This window comes from Variovorax sp. R-27 (genome assembly GCF_049913215.1).
Taxonomy (GTDB): Bacteria; Pseudomonadota; Gammaproteobacteria; order Burkholderiales; family Burkholderiaceae_C; genus Variovorax.
Window position 1 is genome coordinate 4925324 of the sequence record NZ_CP183984.1, and the last position, 22447, is coordinate 4947770.

The 22447-nt window shown below is 67.0% G+C and carries 21 protein-coding genes; 10 read left to right on the plus strand and 11 right to left on the minus strand.

The features are described 5' to 3' along the window. Both ACN9MV_RS23145 and ACN9MV_RS23150 read left to right on the plus strand, forming a co-directional pair. Nucleotides 1-3321 (plus strand): bifunctional diguanylate cyclase/phosphodiesterase, encoded by a 3321-nt coding sequence (locus ACN9MV_RS23145; protein ID WP_426389668.1) that lies wholly within the window; start codon nucleotides 1-3, stop codon nucleotides 3319-3321. 72 nt (nucleotides 3322-3393) lie between these two features. Further along, nucleotides 3394-4104, plus strand: a complete 711-nt coding sequence (locus ACN9MV_RS23150; RefSeq protein ID WP_426389669.1) for a glycine-rich domain-containing protein — start codon at nucleotides 3394-3396, stop codon at nucleotides 4102-4104. Here ACN9MV_RS23150 and ACN9MV_RS23155 read toward each other — a convergent pair. Genes ACN9MV_RS23155 through ACN9MV_RS23175 form a run of 5 tightly spaced genes read right to left on the minus strand, consistent with a single transcriptional unit; the run spans nucleotide 4101 to nucleotide 9076 of the window. Beyond that, nucleotides 4101-5057 (minus strand): ABC transporter substrate-binding protein, encoded by a 957-nt coding sequence (locus tag ACN9MV_RS23155; protein ID WP_177142479.1) that lies wholly within the window; start codon nucleotides 5055-5057, stop codon nucleotides 4101-4103. The genes ACN9MV_RS23150 and ACN9MV_RS23155 overlap by 4 nt on opposite strands. Before the next feature lie 20 nt (nucleotides 5058-5077). Continuing rightward, the gene (locus tag ACN9MV_RS23160; protein ID WP_426389670.1) at nucleotides 5078-6079 is read right to left on the minus strand and encodes an ABC transporter substrate-binding protein; all 1002 of its coding nucleotides are present in this window, start codon (nucleotides 6077-6079) and stop codon (nucleotides 5078-5080) included. A 10-nt stretch (nucleotides 6080-6089) separates the two neighbouring features. Then, nucleotides 6090-6914: a class II aldolase/adducin family protein gene (locus ACN9MV_RS23165; protein WP_093080831.1), complete on the minus strand. Its 825-nt coding sequence runs from the start codon at nucleotides 6912-6914 to the stop codon at nucleotides 6090-6092. 3 nt (nucleotides 6915-6917) lie between these two features. After that, the gene (locus ACN9MV_RS23170) at nucleotides 6918-8036 is read right to left on the minus strand and encodes an LLM class flavin-dependent oxidoreductase (protein WP_307617649.1); all 1119 of its coding nucleotides are present in this window, start codon (nucleotides 8034-8036) and stop codon (nucleotides 6918-6920) included. A 38-nt stretch (nucleotides 8037-8074) separates the two neighbouring features. Beyond that, entirely contained in the window at nucleotides 8075-9076 is a 1002-nt protein-coding gene (locus ACN9MV_RS23175) for an ABC transporter substrate-binding protein (RefSeq protein ID WP_426389671.1), read from the minus strand. Nucleotides 9077-9186: 110 nt separating this feature from the next. Here ACN9MV_RS23175 and ACN9MV_RS23180 point away from each other — a divergent pair, with 110 nt between their 5' ends. The 5 genes from ACN9MV_RS23180 to ACN9MV_RS23200 all read left to right on the plus strand — a co-directional run bounded on the left by ACN9MV_RS23180 (nucleotide 9187) and on the right by ACN9MV_RS23200 (nucleotide 13988). Then, complete coding sequence (locus ACN9MV_RS23180; protein ID WP_426389672.1) at nucleotides 9187-10431, plus strand: acyl-CoA dehydrogenase family protein; 1245 nt, start codon at nucleotides 9187-9189, stop codon at nucleotides 10429-10431. Then, nucleotides 10428-11411 carry an ABC transporter substrate-binding protein gene (locus tag ACN9MV_RS23185; protein ID WP_097198531.1) on the plus strand — a complete coding sequence of 328 codons (984 nt, stop codon included), beginning with the start codon at nucleotides 10428-10430 and terminating at the stop codon, nucleotides 11409-11411. The genes ACN9MV_RS23180 and ACN9MV_RS23185 overlap by 4 nt, the downstream gene beginning before the upstream one ends. After that, nucleotides 11408-12019, plus strand: a complete 612-nt coding sequence (locus tag ACN9MV_RS23190; RefSeq protein WP_093179589.1) for a cysteine dioxygenase — start codon at nucleotides 11408-11410, stop codon at nucleotides 12017-12019. The genes ACN9MV_RS23185 and ACN9MV_RS23190 overlap by 4 nt, the downstream gene beginning before the upstream one ends. Further along, nucleotides 12016-13638, plus strand: coding sequence for a rhodanese-related sulfurtransferase (locus ACN9MV_RS23195; RefSeq protein ID WP_426389674.1), 1623 nt, complete (start codon nucleotides 12016-12018; stop codon nucleotides 13636-13638). The genes ACN9MV_RS23190 and ACN9MV_RS23195 overlap by 4 nt, the downstream gene beginning before the upstream one ends. 128 nt (nucleotides 13639-13766) lie before the next feature. Beyond that, a complete protein-coding gene (locus ACN9MV_RS23200) occupies nucleotides 13767-13988 on the plus strand; it encodes a hypothetical protein (protein WP_093080849.1) in 222 nt (73 codons plus the stop codon). Nucleotides 13989-14023: 35 nt separating this feature from the next. Here the strand turns inward: ACN9MV_RS23200 and ACN9MV_RS23205 are convergent, their stop codons facing one another. The 6 genes from ACN9MV_RS23205 to ACN9MV_RS23230 all read right to left on the minus strand — a co-directional run bounded on the left by ACN9MV_RS23205 (nucleotide 14024) and on the right by ACN9MV_RS23230 (nucleotide 20213). After that, complete coding sequence (locus tag ACN9MV_RS23205; RefSeq protein WP_093080851.1) at nucleotides 14024-15487, minus strand: DEAD/DEAH box helicase; 1464 nt, start codon at nucleotides 15485-15487, stop codon at nucleotides 14024-14026. 131 nt (nucleotides 15488-15618) lie between these two features. Beyond that, nucleotides 15619-16509: a KPN_02809 family neutral zinc metallopeptidase gene (ypfJ, locus tag ACN9MV_RS23210; RefSeq protein WP_426389675.1), complete on the minus strand. Its 891-nt coding sequence runs from the start codon at nucleotides 16507-16509 to the stop codon at nucleotides 15619-15621. A 110-nt stretch (nucleotides 16510-16619) separates the two neighbouring features. Next, the gene (gene dcd, locus ACN9MV_RS23215; protein WP_426389676.1) at nucleotides 16620-17186 is read right to left on the minus strand and encodes a dCTP deaminase; all 567 of its coding nucleotides are present in this window, start codon (nucleotides 17184-17186) and stop codon (nucleotides 16620-16622) included. Nucleotides 17187-17264: 78 nt separating this feature from the next. Continuing rightward, nucleotides 17265-18551: a guanine deaminase gene (gene guaD, locus ACN9MV_RS23220; protein WP_426389677.1), complete on the minus strand. Its 1287-nt coding sequence runs from the start codon at nucleotides 18549-18551 to the stop codon at nucleotides 17265-17267. Nucleotides 18552-18627: 76 nt separating this feature from the next. Continuing rightward, nucleotides 18628-19611: a hypothetical protein gene (locus ACN9MV_RS23225; protein ID WP_426389678.1), complete on the minus strand. Its 984-nt coding sequence runs from the start codon at nucleotides 19609-19611 to the stop codon at nucleotides 18628-18630. Beyond that, nucleotides 19608-20213 carry a short chain dehydrogenase gene (locus ACN9MV_RS23230; RefSeq protein WP_426389680.1) on the minus strand — a complete coding sequence of 202 codons (606 nt, stop codon included), beginning with the start codon at nucleotides 20211-20213 and terminating at the stop codon, nucleotides 19608-19610. The genes ACN9MV_RS23225 and ACN9MV_RS23230 overlap by 4 nt, the downstream gene beginning before the upstream one ends. 105 nt (nucleotides 20214-20318) lie before the next feature. Between ACN9MV_RS23230 and ACN9MV_RS23235 the strand changes: the two genes are divergently transcribed. The 3 genes from ACN9MV_RS23235 to ACN9MV_RS23245 all read left to right on the plus strand — a co-directional run bounded on the left by ACN9MV_RS23235 (nucleotide 20319) and on the right by ACN9MV_RS23245 (nucleotide 22447). Next, entirely contained in the window at nucleotides 20319-21200 is an 882-nt protein-coding gene (locus tag ACN9MV_RS23235; protein ID WP_426389681.1) for a LysR family transcriptional regulator, read from the plus strand. 64 nt (nucleotides 21201-21264) lie between these two features. After that, entirely contained in the window at nucleotides 21265-21735 is a 471-nt protein-coding gene (locus tag ACN9MV_RS23240) for a helix-turn-helix domain-containing protein (protein WP_093058539.1), read from the plus strand. Further along, nucleotides 21728-22447, plus strand: a complete 720-nt coding sequence (locus ACN9MV_RS23245; protein WP_093179579.1) for a nucleotidyl transferase AbiEii/AbiGii toxin family protein — start codon at nucleotides 21728-21730, stop codon at nucleotides 22445-22447. The genes ACN9MV_RS23240 and ACN9MV_RS23245 overlap by 8 nt, the downstream gene beginning before the upstream one ends.

Genomic DNA, 22447 nt, shown 5'->3' on the forward strand with positions numbered 1-22447 from the left:
ATGTCAGTGTCCGTCTGGGTCAGGATTCGCTTGCCGCTGGTAATTTTCGTGGCCGGCACGGCGCTGTCGATCGCCCTCGGTGTCTCCGCCCACCAGGAGATCGGGCGTAGTGCCCAGACGCGCTTCGACGCAGCCGCCTTCGATCTGGCTCGCAAGGTCGAGGCCCGCTTCGACGACTACATCGCCGTCCTGATCGGCCTGCGTGCGCGATTCAACACCTCCGATGCCGTGACGCGGAGCGACTTCAGGGACTACGTCGCGGGGCTGAACCTGGCGAGCGCCTACCCCGGTTTCCAGGCTGTCAACTATGCGCCCCGCGTCGCGGCCAACGACAAGCAGGCCTTCGAGGAACGAGTCCGCGGTGATGCCGGCCTCGACGCCGGCGTTGCCTCCGGCTTCGCCATCAAGCCGCCCGGTGGGCGGGACACGTACTACCCGCTGATCTACGTCGAACCACAGGGCGGCAACGAGAAGCTGCTCGGCAATGACCTGGGCGCGATGCCCGACAGAGGAAACGCGCTCGAGCAGGGGCGCGACACCGGCGGGCTCGTCATGTCCGGCCGCAAGGTCCGCCTCCCGGGTCGCGAGTCCGACATTGGATTGGCGATGCGGCTGCCGGTCTATCGCCCGAGGCAACCGCTCGATACGCTCGAGCAGCGGCGCAGTGCCTACATCGGTTCGGTTGGCGCGGGCTTCAGCATCGCAGGGATGCTGAGCGACGTGGTCGGTACCGATGCCGCGAGGACGTTCCGGTTGCGCCTGATCGATGCCGGGCCGGGTAAGGGGGCGATCGGGACGCGCGTGGAGACCAGGTTTGTAACGCCAACCCCATTCGGCGAGCGGCAATTGCTGTTCGACAGCGCGTCCCGGGCGAAACCCGCTGCCGCACCGGCGCACAGCCTCGAGCGCGTGCTCGGCTTCGAGTTGGGCGGGCACTCCTGGCTGGTGGAAGTCGGCCAGGACGAAAACCAGGTCTTCGGCCCGCTCGACAAGACCATCCCGTGGCTCATCGTCCTTGGTGGCCTGGCCACCAGCATGCTGCTTGCCGGCATCGTCTTTTCGTTGACCACCGCACGCAGCCGGGCCCAGGTCCTGGCGAACCGGATGACCAGCCACCTGCGCAGGAGCGAACGGCAGCTGGAGGAGGCCCAGCACCTGGCAAGCCTGGGCAGCTGGATCCTCGATCCCGAAACCGGAGCCCTGCAATGCTCCGAAGAAGCCCGGCGCATCCTGGGCTTCGAGGCGGGCCCCTTGCCGCCGGACCTGCCCACGCTGCTCTTGCGCATTCCGCCCGCAGAGCGTTTCGCGGTCGAACAGCGCATCGCAATGGCATCCCGGTCCACGGAACGCAGCGAATTCGAGCATCGTCTGTGCCTGCCCGATGGCACCGAACGCTGGCTCCACGTCATCGCGCAATCGGCCGAAGATGAAGGCAAGAGATTGGTGCGCGGCACCGTGCGCGACGCCACGCAGCCGCGCAAGGATGCGTTGCGCCAGAAGCTCGAATACAAGATCGCCCGGCTGCTTGCCGGTGACGGCAGGACCGAGACGGTGATCGCGCTGGCGCTGGAGGCGGTATGCACCGACCTGCGCTGGGACTGCGGCGCGTTGTGGAGCGTTGGCGACGACGGCCTGGCTCGCTGTGCCGCGGCCTGGCATGCCGACAACGACCCGGCGGTGCAGCGATTCGTCAGCGCCAGCCGGTCGCTCACCTACCGGCCCAGCGAAGGTTCGCTGGGTCGCGCCTGGGGGATCGGTGGCGTTGTGCGAATCGACACGCTGGCGGCTCCGAGCCATTTCACGCGCGATACGATGGCCCACCAGGCCGGGCTGACCGTCGGCCTCATCGTGCCGATGGCCTCCGCCGATGCGACCACGGCACTGGAACTCTTTGGCTCCAATCCGTACGTTGCCGACGCAGAGACGCTGGAGTCGCTGCGTGTGATCGCCTTGCAGATCGCCCAGTACAAGCAACGCAAGCGGGCCGAGCGGAGCCTTCGCTTCATTGCCAGCCACGACGAACTGACCGGGTTGCTCAATCGCGCCGCGCTGCAGCACGAGCTTGCCCGTGCCATCAGGCGCAGCAACCGCCATCAGAGGCAGTTCGCGGTGATGTTCGTCGACCTGGATCGCTTCAAGCACATCAACGACACGCTGGGCCACGGTGTGGGCGACGAGATGATCAAGATCTGCGGCGAGCGCTTCACGGCGCTGCTGCGCGATACCGATGTCGTGGCGCGTTTTGGCGGCGATGAGTTCGTGCTGGTGCTGGAGAACCTGTCCGGCCCGAAAGATGCCGAGGTGCTCGCCGAAAAGGTGCTGGCCTGCTGCGCCGAGCCTTTCGTGATCGAGGGGCGCGAACTGCACGTCAGCGCAAGCGTTGGCGTGAGCGTCTATCCGGAGAACGGCGCCGATGCCGAAGCGCTCTTGAAAAATGCCGACACGGCGATGTACCGCGCCAAGGAAAAGGGCCGCAACACCTACCGGTTCTACGCAGCGAAGATGAATGCGCAGAGTACCGAGCAGCTGATGCTGGAAAGCGCGCTGCGCCATGCCCTGGAACGTGGCGAGCTGGAAATGTATTACCAGCCGAAGATGGATCTGCAGACCCAGCGCATCGTCGGTGTCGAGGCGCTTATGCGCTGGCACCATCCGGTTCTGGGCATGATTCCGCCGATGCAGTTCATTCCGATCGCCGAAGAGATCGGCTTGATCGTGTCCATGGGCAAGTGGGCGCTGGAGAGGGCCTGCGCCGATTCGCGTTCGTGGCAGAAATACGGTTTGCCCGCGGTGCTGGTGAGCGTCAATCTGTCGCCGCGCCAATTCGAAAGCCGCACGCTCATCGCCGACATACGGGCCGTCCTGGAAACCTCGGGCCTGGAGCCGTCGCTGCTGGAGCTGGAAATCACCGAAGGCGCGGTGATGGCGAACCCCGAGCATGCGGCGAAATTGCTCCGGACGATTCGGGACATGGGCGTCAGGCTCGCCATCGACGATTTCGGAACGGGCTATTCCTCGCTCTCTTACTTGAAGCACTTCCCGCTGTCGACGGTCAAGATCGACCGCTCCTTCATCAACGACCTTTCGCAAGACCCCGACGCACGAGCGCTCATCGACGGAATCATCACCCTGGCCCACGGACTGCGGATGAAGGTGGTGGCCGAGGGCATCGAGACCACAGCCCAGCTCGACTACCTGCGCAGCCACGGATGCGACGAGGCCCAGGGCTATTGGCTGTGCAAGCCCGTACCCGCCGACGAGGCGCGCGATTTCATGGCGCATCACCTGCGCAACCAATTTGCCCCATCGGTAGTGGTCTGACGGCCGAACCTTCGGAGCAATCTTCACCGGGCACGTTCGCTCGGACCTTCCAGCAACTCAACAGGAGCATTCATGGTTCATTCCACTCAAGGCAAGACACTGGAGCAGACGATCACCGCGATCAATGCGCTCGACCTCACACCGATCAAGTTCAAGGCCTGCCGCAAGGAGGACGGCTACGGCTGGTCGGCAGCCTACGCGGATCAGATGGAGGTGGCCTACAAGCGCTACCTGATACTGCACGCCAAGCACCCCGACCTGACGCTCGCTCCAGAGCAGGACGTCGACCGCTTCTGGCACATGCACATCCTCGACACGAGAAAGTACGCAGCCGATTGCGAAACCACTTTCGGCTATTTCCTGCACCACTTTCCGTACCTCGGCCTGCGCGGCGAGGAAGATGCCCAGGCGCTGCAAGCAGCCTTCCTGGAGATGCAGCGCCTGACCGTCGAGGAATTCGGCGAGCCTGCGCCCGCGCCCCGACACGAGGCAGCCAAGGATGTGGCCGCATGGTGCTCGCTTGAGGCAGGCAAGCCTGCAGCAGCGTGGTGTTCGGCGGAGGCCGGCAACCCTTCGGCAGCATGGTGTTCGCTCGAGACGGGCAAGGCTTCAGCAGCGTGGTGTTCGCTCGAGGCAGGCAAACCCGCAGCAGCATGGTGTTCGCTGGAGGCGGGCAAACCTTCGGCAGCATGGTGCTCGCTCGAAACGGGCACCGCGGCCGTTACGGCCTCCGCGGCAGAGCATTCGGTGAAAGCCGGCGCATCTGCAGCCGGGCATCACTAGCCAGCCGCTACCCCGAAGCCCGTGTCGAAAGTGCCCTTCACATCAAGCGGCTGCTTGATGAGTCCGACCTGCCGGTAGAAGTCTGCGGTGCCCTGCTGGTCGGCGATGACCTGCGCGTCGATGGGCACCCACTTCTGCTGGCGGCGTTCGAACTGCAGCTTCGCGGCTTCGGGCGGAATGCCGATGATGCGCGCCAGCGCGGCCGAGTAGGCGTCGACGTTGCGGTATGACCAGATCTGGGCCTTCACCACGCGCTGCAGGAAGTCTTGCAGCACCGGCCGCTTGGCCGCGATGGCGCTGTCGGTCGCCGCGAGGTAGCTCAGGCCCGGCAGCAGCCCTCGCCCACTGACCAGCACGCGTGCATGGTGGCTGACCTCGGCCAGTGCGGTGTAGGGCTCCCACGTGGCCCAGGCATCGACCGAGCCCTGCGTGAGCGCGAGCTTGGCATCCGCCGGCGCGAGGAAGCGCAGGTTCACGTCCTCGGGCTTGAGGCCGGCCGCAGTGATGGCCTTGAGCGTGATGTAGTGGCCGATGGAGCCGCGATTGGTCGCGACGCTTTTCCCCTTGAGGTCGGCAGCGGTCTTCAGCGGTGAATCGGGCCGCACGAGCACTGCCGTGCCGTAGGAGTCGGAGCGGTTCGCGCCGATGGCTTTCACGCGCGTGCCCGCGGCCAGCGCGAAGATCAGCGGCGCATCGCCGATGGGGCCGGAATCGACCGCAGCGGCATTGAGAGCCTCGGCCAACGGCGCAGCGGCCGGGAACTCCGACCACTGGATGTCGTAGCCCAGGCCTTCGAGTCCGCCCGCTGCTTCGAGCAGCGCGCGCAGGCCCCCCTTCTGGTCGCCGGCCTTGAGCACCGGGCGGCCCTGTGCGGAGGCCCAGCCGGGCAATGCGATGGCGGCGGCTGCGGTGGTGCCTTGAACGAGAAACTGGCGACGTGAACTGTGGGTCATGGATTTGTTGATGCCGGGCTTCATGCCAGCGGATCGAAAGAAACATGCTCGGCGAAGCGCACCGGGTCCGTGCTCTTCTTGAGCACGCCCACGCCTCGGAAATCGCGCGCATAGAACTCGACTTCGTCGCGCAGGTTGCGGCCCAGCGGATGGTGGTTGTGCGTGAGCGTGCCGAGCAAGGCGCGCAGGTCTTCCACCGCGACGTTGGGCGAATACTTGGCGAAGAGCTTGGCCGACTCGTTCGGGTTCTCGGCCACGTAGTCGGAGGCCTGCGCGATGGCGCGCACCAGCGAGGCAACAGTGGCCTTGTCCTTGCGCACGAGCTCGCCGCGCGCGCCGACGATGCAGCAGACCTTGTCCTTGTATTCGCCCGAGAGGTTGCTCGCCACCTCCACGTAGGCGCCCTGGTTGCGCTTCTCGATCAGGTAGATGTTGGGGTCGCCGTCGGCAATGGCCTGGATCTCGCCCTTCTTCACCGCGATGTCGAGCAGGTCGGCCGGGTACTGGCGCCAGGTGACGTCCTTGTCGGCATCGATGCCATTTTTCGTGAGCAGGATCGAGAAGAAGTTCTTGCCCGGGCTCGCGATGTCGGACACGCCGATGGTCTTGCCCTTGAGGCTCGCCAGGTTGGTAACGCCCGCGCTCTTCGCGCCCACCAGCCGCACGCAGCCGCCGTGCGAGCTGCCGACGATCTTCACGTCGAAGCCCGATTCGAGCGGCTTGAGCCAGCGGTGGATCATGCCCACGGCCGCATCGGCCTTGGCGGTGGCCAGCGACTCCAGCAGTTGGTCGGTGGAGCCGGTGTAGTTGATGAGGTCGACCTGCAGGCCGTTGCGCTCGAAGTAGCCGCGCTCCTGCGCCACCACCACGGGCGAGAGGCAGAAGGCTGCGGCGTTCCAGGCGAAGGTGAGCTTGCGCGCCTGCTGCGAGAAGGCCCGCGAAGCGATCAGGCCACCCGAGGCGACCACGGCGGCAGCACCGCCGGCGCGCAGCACGCTGCGGCGGGAGAGGGTTGGGTTCATCGTCGTCGCGTTACAGCAGCAGTTCGGGCTCGGCTTCGACCAGGCCCTCATAGAGGCTGTCGAAAGAATGGATGGCGCCTTCGGGCCCGCCGATCTGGCTGTGCGTGTGGCGCGCGGTGGCCTCGTCGATGGGCTGCGGTTTGCCGGCGGCTTCGGCCAGCAGTTGTGTGTGGCAGGCGTTGTCGAGCGCGATGTACCACCACGCGGCGGCCTCCACCGTGGGGCCTGCGGTCAGGATGCCGTGGTTCTTGAGGATGGCGCCCTTCTTGTCGCCCAGCGCGTGAGCGATGCGGTCGCCCTCGCTGGTGTCGACCACCATGCCGGTGAAGTCGTCGAACAGCGCCACGTCTTCGTGGAACACGCAGCTGTCCTGCGTGATGGTGTCGAGCTTGCGGCCCAGCGTGGACCAGGCCTTGCCGTAGGTCGAATGCGTGTGGGCGGCGGCAACGATCTTCGGGTTGTGCTCGTGGATGGCAGCATGAATGGCAAAGGCGGCCTTGTTGAGCGGCCTGTCGCCAATGACGGTCTCGCCCTTCGAATTGACGAGCAGCAGGTCGGAGACCTTGATGCGCGAGAAATGGATGCCCAGCGGGTTGACCCAGAAGTGGTCGCTCAGCTCAGGGTCGCGCGCCGTGATGTGGCCGGCCAGGCCCTGCGCGAAGCCGAAGCGCGCGAACAGGCGGAAGGCGCCGGCCAGGCGCTCCTGCCGATGGCGGCGCTCGGCCTGCACGGTGGTGCGCGGCGGGATGGGGTCGAACCAGTACTTCTGCTGCGGGTTCGGGTTGAGCTTCAGCGGCTGGGGGGCGTTGCGGTCGATGGAGAGAACAGCGCTCATGACTCAGGCCGCCTTGCGTTGTGCCTGCGCACGTTGCGCCACCAGTTCGCGCGTACGCGGAATCAGCTCGCGCCCGTAGTCCAGAGCGTCTTCCAGCGGGTCGAAGCCGCGGATCAGGAAAGTGGTCACGCCCAGGTCGTAGTAGTCGAGCAGCGCATCGGCCACCTGCTCGGGCGTGCCGACCAGCGCGGTGCTGTTCGAGCGGCCGCCGATTTCCTGCGCGACCGCGGTCCACAGCCGCTTGTCGAGCCGCGAGCCTTTCTCAGCCGCGGCCAGCAGGCGCTTGGCGCCTTCGCTCTGCTGCGGACCGCCGCGGTTGTAGCCCTGCACCACGCGCAGGCGCTTGGTCTCTGCCAGGATGTTCTCGGCGCGCGCCCATGCGGCTTCTTCGGTCTGCGCCAGGATCGGACGGAACGACACCGAGAAGCGCACGCTGCGCCCGTGCCTGGCCGCTTCAGCGCGCACGCGCGTGGTCAGCTCGCGCGCCTGGTCGAGCGATTCGCCCCACAGCGCGTACACGTCGGCGTACTTGCCGGCGACCGGAATCGCAGCCTCGGAAGCGCCGCCGAAGTACACCGGCACGTGCGGCTTGCCGTTGCGCGTCTGCAGCGGCTTCACTTCGGAGAACGCGTTCTGGAAGCGGTAGTGCGCGCCTTCGTGGTCGAAGGGCTTCTCGGCCGTCCACACCTTGTGCAGCACTTCGAGATATTCGTCGGTGCGGGCGTAGCGCTGGTCGTGGTCGAGCCAGTCGCCGTCGCGGCGCTGCTCTTCGTCGGAGCCGCCCGAGATGTAGTGCACGCCGAGCCGGCCGCCGCTGAACTGGTCGAGCGAGGCGAACTGCCGCGCCGCCAGCGTGGGTGCCACGAAGCCAGGGCGGTGCGCGAGCATGAAGTGGATGCGCTGCGTCACCGAGGCGGCGTAGGCCACCGTGAGCGTGGCGTCGGGGCTGGTCGAGTGGTGCGGCACCAGCACGCGGTCGAAGCCGGCCGTTTCGTGGGCCTGCGCGAAGGCGCGCACGTAGTCGCGGTCGAGCGAGGGGCCCTTGGCCGCGTGGATCTCCGAGACCTTCTGGCCCTGGATCATGCCGATGAATTCGACGCCGTCTTGGTGTTGCTGGCTCATGGTGTTGTCCTTGTTTGAATATGAATGGGGGGTGGATGTCAGGCAGCGGGCAGGCGCAGCGCGTTCTCGAAGCTGCGGTCCCACAGCGGCTTGACGTCGGCCGGACCGTCGAGCACGCCGATCTTCAGGAAGGTGTCGGCCACGTCCTGGTGGCTGCGCACCACGGCATCGCTGACGGGGCCGAGGCTGTAGTCGCCGCTGCGGCCGTTGAAGAGCTCGACGATGTCGCCGACGGGCACGCGCGTTTCGGCCGACTGCGCGCGGGCATAGGCCAGGAAGTTGCCGTTGATCCACGCGAACGAGCGTTGCAGGCGCTGCAGCAGGTCGCTCAGCGCGGCGCGGCGCAACGCATCGTCGAGAGCGCGCGGGTTGGCGTAGATCGGAAAGTTGCCCGAGAGATACCCCACGCCGGTCTTGATGACGCGGGCGCCGTACTGCGTGCGCGCCAGCTGGCCGTTGTAGCCGTAGATGGCCCAGGCATCGAGGTCGCCGCGCGCGAAGGCCGAGAGGCCGTCCGACGGGGTGAGGCTCACGGCCTGGATGTCGCTGAACGACAGGCCCGCTTCGGCCAGCTGCTTGGCCAGGTAGTAGTGCGAGGTGGTGGCGCGCACGTAGCCCACGCGCTTGCCCTTGAAGTCGGCGATGGTGCGGATCGGTGCGTCCTTGCGCGCCAGCGTGGCCTGGTTGTTCAGGTCTTCATGCGTGACGGCCACCAGCTTCACGCTGGACTTCTGTCGCGCCGCGAACACCGGCGGAATCTCGCTGCCCGAACCCAGGTCGAGCGCATCGCCGTTGATGGCCTCGATGTGCAGCACGCCGTTGTTGAGCTCGCGCCAGTCGATCTTGTAGGGCGTGTTGGCTTGGCCCGAAGCCGCGAGCAGCGGGCGCCAGAGGCCCTTGTAGGTGCCCACGCGCAGCGTGACGCCGGACAGGTCGCGCGAGGGCGTGGCCGCCTGCGCCCAGCCTGCTGTGCCGGTCGCGGCCAACGCCGCGGCGGCTTGCAGCAGACGACGCCTGCCCAAAGGAAAGTCTGGTTTCATGCACCGAACCGTAACCAGACGCCCCACGGAAGCGAACGCAGAAAAACGAGTTTGCATATGCGGGATGCGTCGTTTTCCCGCGCCGGGCGGCCCGGTACCGTGCGGGAACCATGAGTGCACTCCCCTTGCGCCGCACGCCGGCCACGCCTGAACACCCCTCCCCGCCTTCCACCGTCGATGCCTCCGTGCTGGCGCGCCTGTCGGCCCAGTTCGCAGCCACCGCGGCCGACCACGACCGCAGCGGCGCTTTTCCGCGCGAGAACTTTGAGGCACTGCAGGCGCATGGACTCATCGGGCTGGTCGCGCCCGCCGAGCACGGCGGCGGCGGTGCCACGCTGGCGACGGCACGGCGCGTGATCTCGGCCGTGGCGCGGGGCGAGCCGGCCACGGCGCTGATTCTCACGATGACCTATCTGCAACACCACGCACTGACGCGCATCGACAGCCGCTGGCCACCGCATCTGCGCGAACGCGTGGCGCGGGATGCAGTCGCAAACGGCGCGCTGATCAACGCGCTGCGCGTGGAGCCCGCGCTCGGCTCGCCGGCCCGCGGCGGCCTGCCCGGCACGGTCGCGCGGCGCGACGGCAGCGGCTGGAAGATCGACGGCCACAAGCTCTACACCACCGGCATCGAGGGCCTGAGCTGGCTCGCCGTGTGGGCTCGTACCGATGAGGATGATGAAGCCGCCCCGCGCACCGGCGTGTTCCTGGTGCCGCGCAACGCGCCCGGCGTGCGCGTGATCGCGAGCTGGGACCATCTGGGCCTGCGCGCCTCGGGCAGCCACGAGGTGGTGTTCGAAGACGTCGCCATCGATCTCGACCATGCAGTGGACCTTCGCGCGCCGGCCGACTGGGCGCCCGATGCAGGCAGCCAGACCGATATCGACGCCCATGCCACGCAGCAGGCGTGGATGACGGTGCTGCTCGGCAGCCTCTACGACGCCGTGGCCACGGCCGCACGCGACTGGCTGGTCGGCTTCCTGAACCAGCGCGCCCCTGGCAGCCTCGGCGCGCCGCTGGCCAGCCTGCCGCGCGTGCAGGAGCATGTGGGCGAGATCGAGGCGCTGCTGCGAACCAACCGGGTGCTGCTCGACGACGCAACTGCCGCCGTCGATCGCGGCCATGCGCAACCTGCCGCCGACAGCGGCCTGCTCAAGTACACGCTGACAGGCAACGCAATCCGCGCGGTGGAGCTGGCGCTGCAGCTCAGCGGCAACCACGGCCTCACGCGGCAGAACCCGCTGGAGCGGCACTACCGCGACGTGCTGTGCAGCCGCATCCACACGCCGCAGAACGATGCGATCCTGGTGGCCGCGGGCAGGCGCGCTTTGCTCTCGACGGGAGCCGCTGCATGACCGACCTGCTGTTTTCCAGGGCTTCCCGCCGCAGTTGGCTGAAGCAAGGCACCGCGCTCTCGCTGGCCGCCGCTGGCTCGCTGCGCGTGTGGGCGCAGCCGCAACAGACGACGTTGGTGCTTGGCGACCAGGCCGGTGGCCTGCGCTCGCTCTTCGAGGCCTCGCGCACCCTCGAAGGCGCGCCGTTCGCCTACCGCTGGGCCAACTTCCAGGGGGCGGCACCGTTGTTCGAGGCGCAGCGCAGCGCGGCAGTCGACACAGCCATGGCCGGCGACCTGCCCGTGCTGGCCGCGGCCGTGGGCAAGACGCCGCTGAAGATCGTCGCCACGCGCGTCGGCAAGGCCGACTCGCTGGGCATCGTCGTGCAGCCCGATTCGCCGCTGCGCAGCGTTGCGGACCTGCGCGGCAAGACGGTGATCGTGTCGTCGGCGCGCGGCAGCATCTCGCAGTACCAGCTGTACGGCGCACTCGAAGAAGCCGGCGTGCGGCGCGAAGAGGTAACGGTGAAGTTCGTGCTGCCGACAGACGCAGCCGCCGCCTTCGCCTCGAAGCAGATCGACGCGTGGGCCATCTTCGATCCGTACTACACCATCGCCGTGCAGCAAGGCGGACGCATCCTGCGCGACGGGCGCGGAATCAACACTGCCCTGGGCTTCATCACCGCGAGCGAACATTCGCTGGCCGACCCGGCCAGGCGCGCGGCCATCGTGCAGTTTCTCGACCGGCTGGGCCGCGCGGGCGACTGGGCGCTGGCCAACCCCGAAGCCTACGCACAAGCCTACAGCCAGCTCACGCGGCTGCCGATCGAGTCGTCGCGCATCATCACCGCGCGGGCTTCGGTGGCAGGCCGGCCGGTGAGCGAAGCCGACATCGTCGCGCTGCAGGCCGTAGCCGACCGCTCGGCGCGCGACGGCATCCTGCCGGTGCGGGTGGATGTGCGCGCGATTACCGACACCAGCGTCTGGAAGCGCCCGGCGTGATCGCCACCTTGGCGCCCCTGCGCGAATTCGTCGGCGCCTTCGGCCGGCTGCTCGACAGCGCGCCTGACGAGCCCCGCATTCTTTCTGAAGGCGGCGCGTTGCTGCGCACGCTGGTTGCGCGCGACGACTGGCTGCCCGAGGCCTTTGCCCAGCCCGACCCTGTGCGCTATCGGCAATTTCTGCTGCACGCGGACAGCACCGAGCGCTTTTCGGTCGTGAGCTTCGTGTGGGGGCCGGGACAGGCCACGCCGGTGCACGACCACACGGTGTGGGGGTTGATCGGCATGCTGCGCGGCGCGGAGTACAGCCAGGGCTATGCGCTCGATGCGCAGGGCAATGCGCAGTCGCAGGGCGAGGCGGTGCGGCTCGACGCTGGCGACGTGGAAGCCGTGTCGCCCACCATCGGCGACCTCCACCGCGTGCACAACGCGCATGCGGATCGCGTGTCGATCAGCATCCACGTGTACGGCGCGAACATCGGCGCCGTGCGGCGGCATACTTACCCGACGGAGGGCGGCCGCAAGCCCTTTGTCTCCGGATACTCCAACGCGCTGCTGCCCAACCTGTGGGACCGCTCCGCTGAACTCGCATCCTCGAACACCGTATGACGACTGCCTCCTTTCCCGTTCTTTCATTCGCCGCCGTGCGCGAGCGGCTCATCGCCCGCGACGAAACCGCCCTGCTCGACGTGCGCGAGGAAGATCCGTTCGCACAGGAGCATCCGCTGTGGGCTGCGAACCTGCCGCTGTCGCGCATCGAGATCGAAGCGTGGCGGCGCATTCCGCGGCGCGACACGCTGATCGTGCTGTACGGCGAGCACGGCGGTGTCGACCTTGCGCCGCTGGCCGCGAAGACATTGGCTGCGCTGGGCTACACGAACTTGCATCTGCTCGAAGGCGGCCTCGAAGGCTGGCGGCGCGCGGGCGGCGAGTTGTTCCGTGACGTGAACGTGCCGAGCAAGTCCTTCGGCGAACTGGTCGAGCACGAGCGGCACACACCTTCGCTGTCCGCGCCCGAGGTGAAGGCGCTGGTCGATGCGAAGGCCAACGTGGTGGTGCTCGATGCGCGCCGCTTCGACGAGTACCAGACGATGAGCATTCCCTCGGCCACCAGCGTGCCGGGCGCGGAGCTCGTGCTGCGCGTGCGCGAGCTGGCGCCTGATCCTTCGACGCAGGTGATCGTCAATTGCGCAGGACGCACACGCAGCATCATCGGTACGCAGTCGCTGGTGAACGCGGGCATTCCGAACCCGGTGGCTGCGCTGCGCAACGGCACGATCGGTTGGAAGCTTGCGGGGCAGGTGCTGGACCATGGTGCCGACCGGCAGGCGCCTGCCGTGGTGTCGCAAACGCATCGCGCACAGGCGCGGGCCGATGCAAAACGCGTGGCCGATCTGGCTGGCGTGCGCCGCATCGCGCTCGGCGCACTGCAGACGCTCGAAGCGCCGGGACGCACCGTGTACCGCTTCGACGTGCGCACGCCCGAGGAATATGCGGCGGGCCACCTGCCCGGCTTTGCCAGTGCGCCCGGCGGGCAACTTGTGCAGGAAACCGATCACCAGGTGCCCGTGCGCGGCGCGCGCATCGTGCTGGCGGACGACGATGGCGTGCGGGCTTCGATGAGCGCGTCGTGGCTTGCGCAGATGGGGTGGGAGGTCTACGTGCCGGAGGTCGTGCCAACGGCTGCGGACTTCATCGAGACCTCGGCACCGCCGAGCTCATACCCGCCGGTTGCGGCCGTTGTGGGCGAGCTCGCGCCGAAGGAACTGGCGGCGTTGCTGGAGCAACCCGGCACCGCGGTGATCGACGTGACGACGAGCGCGAACTACGTGAAGCGCCACATTCCCGGCGCCTGGTATGTAATCCGCGCGCAACTTGCGCAGGCCCTCGATGCGGTCATTCCACCGGCGCAGCGCTATGTGCTGACCTGCGGCAGCAGCCTGCTCGCCCGATATGCCGCGGCCGACCTGCGCGCGCTGCTCGATGCGCGCGGCAAGGGCGATATCGAGGTGCTGGTGCTGACCGGCGGCAACGCGGCATGGTTCGCCGCAGGCCTCGACGCGGAGACCGGCGAGACACGACTGGCCACCGCGCGCACTGATCGCTATCGCCGGCCCTACGAAGGCACCGACGCGCCGGCCGAAGCGATGCAGGCTTATCTCGATTGGGAGTACGGCCTGGTGGCGCAGCTAGGGCGCGACGGCACGCATCATTTCAACGTGATCTAGATGCAAGCGTTTTGAAAGGATGACAACACGGTGGTGACACTGTGTAGCCTGGGTAAAGGCCGTCATCCGGCGATGCCACGGGACGTTGGTTGTTCATACCGACAACAACTCATCCCAGGAGCTTTGCCATGAGATTCCCTGTTCTTGCCTTGTCCGCCGCCGCGCTGGCAGCAGTCCTGACCGGCTGCGTGGTCGCACCGGCAGCCCCCGTGTACTCAGCGCCTCCGGGCGTGGCCTATGTGGCACCCACGTATGTGTCGCCCGGTGTCGGCTTCGTGTGGGCCTACCACCCGCGCTACGGCTGGGGCTGGCACCACCCGCAATACGGATGGCACCGCGGCTGGCGCTGAACCGAGGCGGCTGATGCCGCCTCTACACGCCTGGATCAGCTCGGCTCGGCGCTCTTGAACAGAGCGGCGACCTTGCGCTTGGTCTTGATGTTGCTGGAGATGCCGCGTGCGGGCGTTGCAGCCTTGGCGGCGGCTTCCCATGCCGGTGTGGCATCGGGCTCGCCGGCTTCGTAAGGCTTGTCGAAGAACGGATCGCGCGGTGCCGACGGTGCGCGGTGCGGACGTCCACCGCCGCGGCGGGCTTCGGCCTCGCGGCGTTCGCGCGGCTGGTCGAGCACGTCGCGTGCGTCGCCGGCTTCGCCTTCTTCGCGCCAGTGGCGGCGTCCGTCGTTGATGCGGCCGCGCGGGCGGTCTTCTTCGAACTCGACGGGTTCGAGCTCGATCTTCTTCTTGATCAGCTTCTCGATGTCGGCCACCAGGCGCGCATCGTTGCCGCCGCTGGCAAAGCTCACGGCCAGGCCCGAGGCGCCGGCGCGGCCCGTGCGGCCGATGCGGTGCACGTAGTCTTCGGCGTTGAACGGAATGTCGAAGTTGAAGACCGCCGGCACGTCCTTGATGTCGAGGCCACGGGCCGCGACGTCGGTGCACACGAGCAGGTCGACTTCGCCGGCCTTGAACGAGGCGAGCGCCTTCAGGCGTTCGTCCTGGCTCTTGTCGCCATGCAGTGCGGTGGTACGCAGGCCATCGCGCTCCAGCGAGCGTGCGAGGCGCGCGCAGCCGAGCTTGCTGTTGACGAACACGAAAGCCTGCGTGATGCCGCGCTGCTGCACGATCTGCTTGAGCGCGCGGCGCTTGTCGTCGTCGGCCACGCTGTAGAAATGCTGCTCGACGGTGGAGGCCGTTTCGTTCGGCCGCGCCACTTCGATGGTGACGGGGTTCTGCAGGTAGCTGCCGGCCAGTCGCTTGATTTCGGGCGAGAACGTGGCCGAGAACAGCAGCGTAGTACGCTGCTTGGGCAGGTAGCTCAGGATGCGCTGCAGGTCGGGCAGGAAGCCGATGTCGAGCATGCGGTCGGCTTCGTCGAGCACGACGTATTCGACCTGGTTGAGCACCGCGTTCTTGGCTTCGATGTGATCGAGCAGACGGCCCGGCGTAGCGACCAGCACCTCGACGCCCTTCTTCAGTTCCAGCGTCTGCGGCTTCATGTCGATGCCGCCGAACACCACCGTGCTGCGCAGGTTGGTGTACTTGGCGTACAGCTTGACCTGCTGCGCGACCTGGTCGGCCAGTTCACGCGTGGGCAGCAGCACAAGAGCCCGGACCGGATGCCGCGCGGGCGAGGTCGAGGCGTTTTCATGCTTGAGCATGCGCTGCAGCAGCGGGAGCGAAAACGCCGCCGTCTTGCCGGTGCCGGTCTGGGCGGCGCCCATCACATCCTGGCCCGCGAGCACGACCGGAATGGCCTGCTCCTGGATCGGTGTCATGGTCTCGTAGCCCATTTCGGCTACGGCGCGCGCCAGCGGTTCCGCCAGCGATAGATTGGAGAAGGAGCTTGTCATTGAGCCCGCTATTGTCGCATTGCCGCAAAAAACGGCAGTGACGGTGGCATGACAACGCCCGCGCCAGCGGAATTGCTATTTATTAGATAGCAACCAACCCAGCGCTGGCAGGCCCTTCAAGACGATGCAGCTCAGAGGCTACGCGCATTGAAGGTGTCGCAGGACTTGATATCGCCGCTTTGATAACCCGCGCCGAACCACCGTTGGCGCTGCGCGCTCGAGCCGTGGGTGAAGCTGTCGGGCACCACTGCACGGCCTGCGGAACGCTGCAGGGCGTCGTCGCCGATCTTCTGCGCGGCGTTCATGGCGGCCTCGATGTCGCCCGGGTCGAGCCACTTCTTCGACTCTTGCGAATGGTGTGCCCACACACCCGCGAAGCAGTCGGCCTGCAGTTCGACGCGCACGCTCATCGCGTTGTTCTGTGTCTGGCTCAGGCGGCTGCGCATGCCGTCGACCTTGGCGGTGATGCCGAGTTCGTCCTGCACGTGATGGCCGACCTCATGCGCGATGACGTACGCCTGCGCAAACTCGCCCGGCGCGCCGAGCTGGTTCTTCAGCGTGTCGTAGAAGCCGAGATCGATGTAGACCTTCTGGTCGCCAGGGCAGTAGAACGGGCCCATGGCCGATTGCCCGGTACCGCAGGCCGTGGGCGTGGCATTGCGGAACAGCACGAGCCGGGGTGCGTGGTACGTGCCGCCGTTCTGCTTGAAGATGCCCGTCCAGACCACTTCGGTGTTCTTGAGCACGGTGGAGACGAAGGCCGCCTCGCGGTCGCCGGACGGTGGCTTGGGTGCGGGCCCCTGTTGCTGTTGCTGCATCGGGGCCGGACCGCCGCCACCGCTGAGCAGGCTCAGTACCGTGAGCGGGTTGATGCCGAAGACCCAGCCCGCGATCAGCGCGACCGCGATGGTGCCGATGCCGATGCCGCGACCGCCGATGAAGCCGCCGCCCCCGCCACCACCGCCACCTTCACCGCGGCGGTCTTCGACGTTGTCCGATTGTTCGTTGCCTTCCCATCTCATCGCAGTCTCCTTGCCGGCCATTGCAGGAGGATTTGCCGGCGGTCGCAGGATGGTACTTGCCCCGGCGCCCTCCGGGGTAACCGGCCGTCAGCAGACGGCCTGGTGTTTCGTCAGGTTTTTGGCAACGTAACGCCGCGTTGGCCCTGGTACTTGCCGCCGCGGTCCTTGTAGCTGGTCTCGCAGACCTCGTCGCTCTCGAAGAACAGCACCTGCGCACAGCCTTCGCCCGCGTAGATCTTGGCGGGCAGAGGCGTGGTGTTGCTGAATTCGAGTGTCACGTAGCCTTCCCACTCGGGCTCGAAGGGCGTGACGTTGACGATGATGCCGCAGCGCGCATAGGTGCTCTTGCCGAGGCAGATGGTGAGCACGTTGCGCGGGATGCGGAAATATTCGACGGTGCGCGCCAGCGCGAAGCTGTTGGGCGGAATGATGCAGTAGTCGCCGTGCATGTCGACGAAGCTCTTCTCGTCGAAATTCTTCGGGTCGACCACGGTGCTGTGGATGTTGGTGAAAACCTTGAATTCAGGCGCGCACCGGATGTCGTAGCCGTAGCTGGAGGTGCCGTAGCTGATGATCTTGTGGCCGTCGCTCTCGCGCACCTGACCGGGCTCGAAGGGCGCGATCATTCCTTCGTTTTCGGCCATGCGCCGGATCCATTTGTCGCTCTTGATGCTCATATGCGGTCGCTACTGCTGCTGCGGGGGAGATGGCGCGAATTGTGGCATGCGCCACTGCCCTCCCCGCCGCCCCGGGTGCTACAGCGCCTGCGAAATCACCGTGCGCTCGACCAGGCGGTCATCGCCCAGCACGATCATGGCGAAGAGCATTTCTTCCAGCGTGCTCGCCAGCTTCGTCTTGCGCGCCAGCAGCGGCGTGGCCGCCGGGTTGAGCACCAGGAAATCGGCCTCGCAGCCCGGCTGCAGGTTTCCGACCACACCATCGAGCCCCAGCGCGCGCGCCGCGCCGCCGGTGTGGCGCCACCAGAGTTCGGAAGGCGCGATGCTCAGGCCGGTCTTGGTCTGGCCTTCACGGCCGACGTAGTAGGCGGCCATCATGGTGTGGAAGGGGCTGAAGCTGGTGCCGCCGCCCACGTCGCTGGCCAGGCCGTACGGATAGCCCACGCGGTCGGCCGCGCCGAAGTCGAAGAAGCCGCTGCCGAGGAACAGGTTGCTCGTCGGGCTCACGGCCGCCGCCGTCTTCGTCTCGCGCAGCAGGGCGCGGTCGGCGTCGTCGAGGTAGATGCAGTGGGCGTACACGGCGCGCTCGCGCATCAGGCCGAAGCCGGCGTACACGTCGAGATACGAGCGCGCCTTGGGGTACAACTCGCGCACCCAGCTCACTTCGTCGCGGTTCTCCGCCACGTGCGACTGGATCCAGGTGTCGGCGTATTTGGCGGCCAACTCGCTCGCACCGCGCATCTGGGCATCGGTGCTCGCGGGTGCAAAGCGCGGCGTGATGGCATAGCCCAGCCGGTCGACGTTGTGCCACTTGCGGATCAGCGCTTCGGAGTCGATCAGGCTCTGCTCGGTTTCATCGCGCACGCCGTCGGGCGAATTTCGGTCCTGCAGCACCTTGCCGGTCATCATGCGCAGGCCGCGGCGCTGCGCGCCTTCGAAGAAGGCATCGACCGAGGCCACATGCGAAGTCGCGAAGGTCAATGAGGTAGTGACGCCGTTGCGCAGCAGTTCACCGAAGAACACGTCCGCCACTTCGTTCGAATGCGCGGGGTCTGCGAATTTGCTTTCGGCAGGGAAGGTGTAGTTCTCGAGCCAGGGCAGCAAGCCCGGCGAGGGCGAACCGATGATGTCGGTCTGCGGATAGTGGATGTGCATGTCCACGAAGCCCGGCGCGAGGATGCGCCCCGGCAGATGGGTCACGTGGGCGCCGGGGTGGCGCGGCGCGACGGCGCCATGGCTGCCCGCATCGAGCACGCGCTGGCGGCCGGTGCTGTCGGGGGCCACGACCAGCAGGCCGTCTTCATCGAAAACGGGCTGGCCGGCGGCGTCGAATCGCAGGAGGGAGGCGCGGTAGGCTTTTTTCATCGTGGGTGCGGAGGGTAATCCAGCCCCGCTGCACCGCAATTTCCATGCGCATATGAGTGCTATATGCGGAACGCACTCACCGCGGCGGCAGCGCACGCGACTGGATGTCGAAGGGCACGCCGGTCGGCACGGGCCCGTCGCCGTCCTTGCGCTTGGTCAGCAGCGCGTACTTCGATTCGATGAAGTAGACGCGATCGCCCCGCACCGCGCCCGACGAGGGGTCGTTGAGCCCTGTCACTACCGTCTGCAGGCCGAGCTTCGTGCCGTCGACACGCGCCACCGTGATCTGGCCACCGTAGGGGCCTTCGCCGAAGGCATTGCTCTCGAACAGCACGAGCCGGCCGGGCTTCCAGGCGCGGATTGCGTCGACGTTCTTCAGCACACGCGGCGCCTCGATGCGCGTGACCTCGCCGGCGTTGCCGCCGGTGCCCAGGCCGATGCGCAGCACGTAAGGAGCCGCCGCCACGAGGCTCACATAGACATCGCGTCCGCCATCGATGGCGATGCCGTTCAGGCCCTTGTAGGGGCCCGGTCCGGCCAGCGCCGGGTCTTCCTTCCACACCGTGAGCGCGGCAGCGCCCGGTGCGAGCTTCAGCACGCGCGGGTGGTAGGAGTCGGTCACGTAGAGATTGCCGCGTGCGTCCTGCGCGAGGTCGTTGCAGTAGCCGCTGTCGGGCATTGCATAGCTCGCGCGCGGCGCGCCCGTGGCCAGGTCGTAGCGCTTGAGTGCGCTCGGCGTCTGCGGCACGGTGGTGAAGCCGCTGCTGCCCGAGCAGACCCACAGCGCCCGACGCTTCGCATCGACCAGCACGCCCTGCCCGTTCGCCAGACCATTGGCGCCTGGCTTCACGAGCACCTCGGCCTTCGGCGCGACACCCGGCTTCAGGCGCGCGACCGCGCCCTCGCGCCAGCTGCCGACGTAGAACGAGCCGTCCGGGCCGATGGCGACGCTTTCCGGATACCAGTCGTCCGGCAAGGCCTGCACCCCGGCCGGCGCAGCCGAAGCCATCGCCGCCACGAACGCGAGCGACACGCCCCCAAGCAACGCACGCACTCTCATTGCCACACGCGATACACGCGCCCCGTCTGCGGCCCTTCGATGCTGCGAACATAGGCCTGCGCAGCCTTCGCCGCCGACACCGACTCGAATCCGGGAAAGAACGACCCGTACAGCGGCAGCGATTCGGTCAGCACCGTCGGGCTCACCACGTTGATGCGGATGCCGCGCGGTAACTCGATCGCCGCGCCGCGCACGAAACCCTCGACCGCCGCATTGACGGCCGTGGCATTCGCGCCCTGGCGGATCGGCTCGTCCGCCACGATGCCCGTGGTCAGCGTGATCGAGCCACCATCGGTCAGCACATGCTGGCCCAGCAACGCGAGCCGCACCTGGCCGAGCAGCTTGTCCTGCAGGCCGACGTTGAAGTCGGCCGGCCGCATTTCATTCAGCGGCCCGAAGAACAGCCCGCCCGCCGCCGACACGATGGCATCGACGCGTCCCACCGCCGCATACAGCGCCTCGACGCTCGCATCGCTCGTGATGTCGACCTGGTAGTCGCCGCGCGTGCGGCCTGCGCGAATCACCTCGTGACCGCGCTCAGCCAGCGTCTGAGCCACCGCACTGCCAATTGCGCCCGTCGCGCCCACAACAAGAACCTTCATGGAGAACCTCGCCAAAAGTGACTCAACAAGCGGCTATTGTTTTACGAACCATTGATTTGATAAATTGCCATCTGGTTCGGTCATTCGAAACTCTGGATTCTCAATATGGACAAGCTCCGCGCCATGGAAGTCTTCGTGGCCACGGTGGATGCAGGCAGCTTCGCCGCTGCCGCCGAGGCGCTCGACCTGTCGGCAGTAATGGTCGGCAAGCACATCCGCGCGCTCGAAGAGCAGCTTGGCGCCCGCCTGCTGGAGCGCACCACGCGCCGCCACTCGCTCACCGAGATCGGCGCCGCCTACCTCGAGCGCTGCCGCGACGTGCTGGCCAGCGTGCACACCGCCGACGGCGTGGCCGAGTCGCTGCGCGCCATGCCCCAGGGCGTGCTGCGCGTCACCGCGCCCGTGGCCTACGGCGCGCACCGGCTCACGCCGGTGATCGGCGACTACATCGCCGCCTACCCGCAGGTGAAGGTCGACTTGAGCCTCAACGACCGCGTGGTCGATCTCGCGGAGGAGGGCTTCGACTGCGGCATCCGCTCGGGCGCCGCGGTCGACGAGCGGCTCATTGCAAGACCGCTCGCGCTGGCGCGCATGTATGCCGTCGCCAGCCCCGCGTGGGTCGCGCGCCACGGGCAGCCGAAGCACCCGTCCGACCTGGAGGCCTTTCCGCTGCTGGGCTTCGCGACCTGGGGGCCGAACCATTCATGGCGCTTCACACGCAAGGGCGAGACGGTGCACGTGCCGGTGCGCGGCCCGCTCACCACCAACAACGGGCAGGCGCTGCTGGCCGCAGCCATGGCCGGCGTGGGTGTGATCGTGCAGGCCGATGCGCTGCTCGGACCTGCACTCGCATCGGGCCAGGTGGTACAGCTGTTGCCCGACTGGGAACTGCCCACGCGACAGGTGCACATCATGCGGCTGCCGGAAGCGCGGCCGAGTGCGAAGCTGCGGACCTTTGTGGACTTTGTGGTCGAGCGGCTGGGCTGAAAGATAGCGCTTGATGTCACTCATTTTGGACAAATTTTCAAATTTGTCTAACATGGGAGACATAATGCCCTCCACTTCCCCGCCCACCACAGCCACAGCAGACCGGCGCCTCGCAACGCTCGGCAGCCGCATTCATGCACACCGCAAGGCGTTGAAGGTCAGCGCCACCACCGCCGCAGAGGCAGCGGGCGTGTCTCGCATGACGCTGCACAGGATCGAGCGCGGAGAACCTTCGGTCACGATGGGCGCCTATATGAATGCGCTGGGAGCATTGGGTCTCGACGTCGATGTGGTGATGTCCACTGAGCCGCCAGCCCTTGCGCCGCTCCCAGGGGGCATTCGAATTGCCGATTACCCCCAGTTGCGCCGACTTGCCTGGCAATTGGCCCCGACCACCGAACTCACGCCCGAAGAAGCATGGGGAACCTACGAGCGCAACTGGCGCCATGTCGACACATCCGCACTGGACGCCAAAGAGCGCGACTTGTTGGAAGACCTGGCGCGCACCCTTGGCAGGAAGCCATTGCATGTTTGAACGGCCACACCATCAACGCGTCGCTCAGGTGCTGGCCTCACTCGACGCAAACCTGCTCGCCCAAAGCCATTGCTTCTTCGGCGGAGGCACGGCTATCGCGCTTCGCTACGGCGAGTACCGCGAGTCCGTGGACATCGACTTCCTCGTATCCGACATCGATGGCTATCGCCAACTGCGCCAACTGCTGACGAGGAATCAAGGCCTCGGCGCACTCGCACGCCAAGGCTCCGAGATTCAGCAATCGGCTGAACTTCGCGCCGATCAATACGGCATTCGATCGTCGGTTCGCGTAGACAACACCGAGATCAAGTTTGAAATCGTTCTCGAAGCGCGCATCGAACTTGAATTGCCGGGAGCAGAGGACCGAGTCGGCGACATCGCGACCCTTACGCCGCTCGACATGGCAACGAGCAAGTTGCTCGCAAACTCGGACCGTTGGGCCGACGACAGCGTCTTCAGCCGCGACATCATCGACCTGGCCATGATGAAACCCGGGGCGGCACTGTTGCGTCGAGCAACGAGCAAAGCCAGCCGCGCCTACGGCAACAGCATCGACACCGATCTCACCAAGGCCGCCGAGGCGCTGCTTGCACGACCGGGTCGAATGGACCGTTGTATGGCCGTGCTGCAAATGACTCCGACCGTGACGCCCGCGCTGCTTCGCCAGCGCATCAAGGCTCTGTTGCCTCGTGCTGCGCGCGCAGGTCAATAG

Bases quoted from the DNA above. Each gene is read 5' to 3' on its own strand.
- ACN9MV_RS23145 (WP_426389668.1), top strand. From the start codon at position 1: ATGTCAGTGTCCGTCTGGGTCAGGATTCGCTTGCCGCTGGTAATTTTC.
- ACN9MV_RS23205 (WP_093080851.1), bottom strand. From the start codon at position 15,487: ATGACAAGCTCCTTCTCCAATCTATCGCTGGCGGAACCGCTGGCGCGC.
- ACN9MV_RS23175 (WP_426389671.1), bottom strand. From the start codon at position 9,076: ATGAAACCAGACTTTCCTTTGGGCAGGCGTCGTCTGCTGCAAGCCGCC.
- ACN9MV_RS23230 (WP_426389680.1), bottom strand. From the start codon at position 20,213: ATGAAGGTTCTTGTTGTGGGCGCGACGGGCGCAATTGGCAGTGCGGTG.
- ACN9MV_RS23240 (WP_093058539.1), top strand. From the start codon at position 21,265: ATGCCCTCCACTTCCCCGCCCACCACAGCCACAGCAGACCGGCGCCTC.
- guaD (WP_426389677.1), bottom strand. From the start codon at position 18,551: ATGAAAAAAGCCTACCGCGCCTCCCTCCTGCGATTCGACGCCGCCGGC.
- ACN9MV_RS23150 (WP_426389669.1), top strand. From the start codon at position 3,394: ATGGTTCATTCCACTCAAGGCAAGACACTGGAGCAGACGATCACCGCG.
- ACN9MV_RS23165 (WP_093080831.1), bottom strand. From the start codon at position 6,914: ATGAGCGCTGTTCTCTCCATCGACCGCAACGCCCCCCAGCCGCTGAAG.
- ACN9MV_RS23160 (WP_426389670.1), bottom strand. From the start codon at position 6,079: ATGAACCCAACCCTCTCCCGCCGCAGCGTGCTGCGCGCCGGCGGTGCT.
- ACN9MV_RS23195 (WP_426389674.1), top strand. From the start codon at position 12,016: ATGACGACTGCCTCCTTTCCCGTTCTTTCATTCGCCGCCGTGCGCGAG.
- ACN9MV_RS23245 (WP_093179579.1), top strand. From the start codon at position 21,728: ATGTTTGAACGGCCACACCATCAACGCGTCGCTCAGGTGCTGGCCTCA.
- ACN9MV_RS23225 (WP_426389678.1), bottom strand. From the start codon at position 19,611: ATGAGAGTGCGTGCGTTGCTTGGGGGCGTGTCGCTCGCGTTCGTGGCG.
- ACN9MV_RS23200 (WP_093080849.1), top strand. From the start codon at position 13,767: ATGAGATTCCCTGTTCTTGCCTTGTCCGCCGCCGCGCTGGCAGCAGTC.
- ACN9MV_RS23235 (WP_426389681.1), top strand. From the start codon at position 20,319: ATGGACAAGCTCCGCGCCATGGAAGTCTTCGTGGCCACGGTGGATGCA.
- ACN9MV_RS23170 (WP_307617649.1), bottom strand. From the start codon at position 8,036: ATGAGCCAGCAACACCAAGACGGCGTCGAATTCATCGGCATGATCCAG.
- ypfJ (WP_426389675.1), bottom strand. From the start codon at position 16,509: ATGAGATGGGAAGGCAACGAACAATCGGACAACGTCGAAGACCGCCGC.
- ACN9MV_RS23180 (WP_426389672.1), top strand. From the start codon at position 9,187: ATGAGTGCACTCCCCTTGCGCCGCACGCCGGCCACGCCTGAACACCCC.
- ACN9MV_RS23185 (WP_097198531.1), top strand. From the start codon at position 10,428: ATGACCGACCTGCTGTTTTCCAGGGCTTCCCGCCGCAGTTGGCTGAAG.
- ACN9MV_RS23155 (WP_177142479.1), bottom strand. From the start codon at position 5,057: ATGACCCACAGTTCACGTCGCCAGTTTCTCGTTCAAGGCACCACCGCA.
- dcd (WP_426389676.1), bottom strand. From the start codon at position 17,186: ATGAGCATCAAGAGCGACAAATGGATCCGGCGCATGGCCGAAAACGAA.